At 51.7% G+C, this 5,000-nt stretch carries 2 tRNA genes and 3 rRNA genes (1 of these 5 running past the window's edge); all 5 read left to right on the forward strand.

Annotation, left to right across the window (positions count from 1 at the left end):
• A 16S ribosomal RNA gene (locus B2D37_RS00005) occupies positions 1–1,400 on the forward strand.
• Between the two features lie 84 nt (positions 1,401–1,484).
• A tRNA-Ile gene (locus B2D37_RS00010) sits at positions 1,485–1,561 on the forward strand.
• 37 nt (positions 1,562–1,598) lie between these two features.
• A tRNA-Ala gene (locus B2D37_RS00015) sits at positions 1,599–1,674 on the forward strand.
• Positions 1,675–1,922: 248 nt separating this feature from the next.
• Positions 1,923–4,809 (forward strand): 23S ribosomal RNA (locus tag B2D37_RS00020).
• A gap of 152 nt (positions 4,810–4,961) precedes the next feature.
• Positions 4,962–5,000: ribosomal RNA gene (rrf, locus tag B2D37_RS00025) — 5S ribosomal RNA — on the forward strand (it continues 77 nt past the right edge of the window).
• The 16S, 23S and 5S rRNA genes sit together here with 2 tRNA genes alongside, the layout of an rRNA operon.

A 5,000-nucleotide genomic window follows, 5' to 3' on the forward strand; every position in this document is an offset into this window, starting at 1 on the left:
GGGGGATAACGTTCGGAAACGGACGCTAATACCGCATACGTCCTACGGGAGAAAGCGGGGGACCTTCGGGCCTCGCGCCATTAGATGAGCCTAGGTCGGATTAGCTAGTTGGTGAGGTAATGGCTCACCAAGGCAACGATCCGTAACTGGTCTGAGAGGATGATCAGTCACACTGGAACTGAGACACGGTCCAGACTCCTACGGGAGGCAGCAGTGGGGAATATTGGACAATGGGCGAAAGCCTGATCCAGCCATGCCGCGTGTGTGAAGAAGGTCTTCGGATTGTAAAGCACTTTAAGTTGGGAGGAAGGGCAGTAACTTAATACGTTACTGTTTGACGTTACCGACAGAATAAGCACCGGCTAACTCTGTGCCAGCAGCCGCGGTAATACAGAGGGTGCAAGCGTTAATCGGAATTACTGGGCGTAAAGCGCGCGTAGGTGGTTTGTTAAGTTGGGTGTGAAAGCCCCGGGCTCAACCTGGGAACTGCATCCAAAAACTGGCAAACTAGAGTACAGTAGAGGGTGGTGGAATTTCCTGTGTAGCGGTGAAATGCGTAGATATAGGAAGGAACACCAGTGGCGAAGGCGACCACCTGGACTGATACTGACACTGAGGTGCGAAAGCGTGGGGAGCAAACAGGATTAGATACCCTGGTAGTCCACGCCGTAAACGATGTCAACTAGCCGTTGGGTTCCTTGAGGACTTAGTGGCGCAGCTAACGCATTAAGTTGACCGCCTGGGGAGTACGGCCGCAAGGTTAAAACTCAAATGAATTGACGGGGGCCCGCACAAGCGGTGGAGCATGTGGTTTAATTCGAAGCAACGCGAAGAACCTTACCAGGCCTTGACATCTACAGAACTTTCCAGAGATGGATTGGTGCCTTCGGGAACTGTAAGACAGGTGCTGCATGGCTGTCGTCAGCTCGTGTCGTGAGATGTTGGGTTAAGTCCCGTAACGAGCGCAACCCTTGTCCTTAGTTACCAGCACGTAATGGTGGGCACTCTAAGGAGACTGCCGGTGACAAACCGGAGGAAGGTGGGGATGACGTCAAGTCATCATGGCCCTTACGGCCTGGGCTACACACGTGCTACAATGGTCGGTACAAAGGGTCGCCAAGCCGCGAGGTGGAGCTAATCCCATAAAACCGATCGTAGTCCGGATCGCAGTCTGCAACTCGACTGCGTGAAGTCGGAATCGCTAGTAATCGTGAATCAGAATGTCACGGTGAATACGTTCCCGGGCCTTGTACACACCGCCCGTCACACCATGGGAGTGGGTTGCACCAGAAGTAGCTAGTCTAACCTTCGGGGGGACGGTTACCACGGTGTGATTCATGACTGGGGTGAAGTCGTAACAAGGTAGCCGTAGGGGAACCTGCGGCTGGATCACCTCCTTAATCGAAGGCTTCAGCTTCTTCATAAGTTCCCACACGAATTGCTTGATTCATTGAAAAAGACGATTAGGTTAGAAGCCCGTTATTGGGTCTGTAGCTCAGTTGGTTAGAGCGCACCCCTGATAAGGGTGAGGTCGGCAGTTCGAATCTGCCCAGACCCACCAATTGTCAATTGAGTGGGGTGAGGCCTTGCGATTACCTGGGGCCATAGCTCAGCTGGGAGAGCGCCTGCCTTGCACGCAGGAGGTCAACGGTTCGATCCCGTTTGGCTCCACCACTTTATGACGTTGTAGAGAGTTCAGAACTGAACATTCCTGCCGACGGTAGCTGAATGTTGATTTCTGGTCTTTGACCGGTAAGAAAAATCGTTCTTTAAAAATTTGGGTATGTGATAGAAGTGACTGATTGACTGCTTTCACTGGCAGTTAATTTGGTCAAGGTAAAATTTGCGTGTTCTCAATTGCAAATTTTCGGCGAATGTCGTCTTCACGTTATAGACAGTAACCAGATTGCTTGGGGTTATATGGTCAAGTGAAGAAGCGCATACGGTGGATGCCTTGGCAGTCAGAGGCGATGAAAGACGTGGTAGCCTGCGAAAAGCTTCGGGAGGTGGCAAACAACCTTTGATCCGGAGATGTCTGAATGGGGGAACCCAGCCATCATAAGATGGTTATCACACACTGAATACATAGGTGTGTGAGGCGAACCAGGGGAACTGAAACATCTAAGTACCCTGAGGAATAGAAATCAACCGAGATTCCCTTAGTAGTGGCGAGCGAACGGGGACTAGCCCTTAAGTGGCTTTGAGATTAGCGGAACGTTCTGGAAAGTACGGCCATAGTGGGTGATAGCCCTGTACGCGAAAATCTCTTAGTCATGAAATCGAGTAGGACGGAGCACGAGAAACTTTGTCTGAATATGGGGGGACCATCCTCCAAGGCTAAATACTACTGACTGACCGATAGTGAACTAGTACCGTGAGGGAAAGGCGAAAAGAACCCCGGAGAGGGGAGTGAAATAGATCCTGAAACCGTATGCGTACAACAGTGGGAGCCTACTTTGTTGGGTGACTGCGTACCTTTTGTATAATGGGTCAGCGACTTATTTTCAGTGGCAAGCTTAACCGAATAGGGGAGGCGTAGCGAAAGCGAGTCTTAATAGGGCGTCTAGTCGCTGGGAATAGACCCGAAACCGGGCGATCTATCCATGGCAGGTTGAAGGTTGGGTAACACTAACTGGAGGACCGAACCGACTACCGTTGAAAAGTTAGCGGATGACCTGTGGATCGGAGTGAAAGGCTAATCAAGCTCGAGATAGCTGGTTCTCCTCGAAAGCTATTTAGGTAGCGCCTCGTGTATCACTGTTGGGGGTAGAGCACTGTTTCGGCTAGGGGATCATCCCGATTTACCAACCCGATGCAAACTCCGAATACCAACAAGTGTCAGCACGGGAGACACACGGCGGGTGCTAACGTCCGTCGTGAAAAGGGAAACAACCCAGACCGTCAGCTAAGGTCCCAAAGTTATGGTTAAGTGGGAAACGATGTGGGAAGGCTTAGACAGCTAGGAGGTTGGCTTAGAAGCAGCCACCCTTTAAAGAAAGCGTAATAGCTCACTAGTCGAGTCGGCCTGCGCGGAAGATTTAACGGGGCTCAAACCATACACCGAAGCTACGGGTTCATCTTAGGATGAGCGGTAGAGGAGCGTTCTGTAAGCCTGTGAAGGTGAGTTGAGAAGCTTGCTGGAGGTATCAGAAGTGCGAATGCTGACATGAGTAACGATAATGGGTGTGAAAAACACCCACGCCGAAAGACCAAGGTTTCCTGCGCAACGTTAATCGACGCAGGGTTAGTCGGCCCCTAAGGCGAGGCAGAAATGCGTAGTCGATGGAAAACGGGTTAATATTCCCGTACTTCTAGTTACTGCGATGGAGGGACGGAGAAGGCTAGGCCAGCACGGCGTTGGTTGTCCGTGTTTAAGGTGGTAGGCTGATTTCTTAGGTAAATCCGGGAGATCAAGGCCGAGAACTGATGACGAGTTGTCTTTTAGACGACGAAGTGGTTGATGCCATGCTTCCAGGAAAAGCTTCTAAGCTTCAGGTAACTAGGAACCGTACCCCAAACCGACACAGGTGGTTAGGTAGAGAATACCAAGGCGCTTGAGAGAACTCGGGTGAAGGAACTAGGCAAAATGGCACCGTAACTTCGGGAGAAGGTGCGCCGGTGAGGGTGAAGCATTTACTGCGTAAGCCCACGCCGGTCGAAGATACCAGGCCGCTGCGACTGTTTATTAAAAACACAGCACTCTGCAAACACGAAAGTGGACGTATAGGGTGTGACGCCTGCCCGGTGCCGGAAGGTTAATTGATGGGGTTAGCTAACGCGAAGCTCTTGATCGAAGCCCCGGTAAACGGCGGCCGTAACTATAACGGTCCTAAGGTAGCGAAATTCCTTGTCGGGTAAGTTCCGACCTGCACGAATGGCGTAACGATGGCGGCGCTGTCTCCACCCGAGACTCAGTGAAATTGAAATCGCTGTGAAGATGCAGTGTATCCGCGGCTAGACGGAAAGACCCCGTGAACCTTTACTATAGCTTTGCACTGGACTTTGAGCTTGCTTGTGTAGGATAGGTGGGAGGCTTTGAAGCGTGGACGCTAGTTCGCGTGGAGCCAACCTTGAAATACCACCCTGGCAACCTTGAGGTTCTAACTCTGGTCCGTTATCCGGATCGAGGACAGTGTATGGTGGGTAGTTTGACTGGGGCGGTCTCCTCCTAAAGAGTAACGGAGGAGTACGAAGGTGCGCTCAGACCGGTCGGAAATCGGTCGTAGAGTATAAAGGCAAAAGCGCGCTTGACTGCGAGACAGACACGTCGAGCAGGTACGAAAGTAGGTCTTAGTGATCCGGTGGTTCTGTATGGAAGGGCCATCGCTCAACGGATAAAAGGTACTCCGGGGATAACAGGCTGATACCGCCCAAGAGTTCATATCGACGGCGGTGTTTGGCACCTCGATGTCGGCTCATCACATCCTGGGGCTGAAGCCGGTCCCAAGGGTATGGCTGTTCGCCATTTAAAGTGGTACGCGAGCTGGGTTTAGAACGTCGTGAGACAGTTCGGTCCCTATCTGCCGTGGACGTTTGAGATTTGAGAGGGGCTGCTCCTAGTACGAGAGGACCGGAGTGGACGAACCTCTGGTGTTCCGGTTGTCACGCCAGTGGCATTGCCGGGTAGCTACGTTCGGGAAAGATAACCGCTGAAAGCATCTAAGCGGGAAACTTGCCTCGAGATGAGATCTCACTGGAACCTTGAGTTCCCTAAAGGGCCGTCGAAGACTACGACGTTGATAGGTTGGGTGTGTAAGCGCTGTGAGGCGTTGAGCTAACCAATACTAATTGCCCGTGAGGCTTGACCATATAACACCCAAACAATTTGCTGTTTGTGTGCTAGACGATCGAAGTCGACAACACACCGAAAGTTTGCAAGACCACGCACTACCCTTTATCACATACCCAATTTGGAGCCGCGTCCTTCTTGATAAAAGAAGCACGATGTTCCACCCGAATTGCTTGACGACCATAGAGCATTGGAACCACCTGATCCCATC

The sequence above is a fragment of the Pseudomonas sp. CC6-YY-74 genome (assembly GCF_002025205.1).
Lineage (GTDB): Bacteria > Pseudomonadota > Gammaproteobacteria > Pseudomonadales > Pseudomonadaceae > Aquipseudomonas > Aquipseudomonas paeninsulae.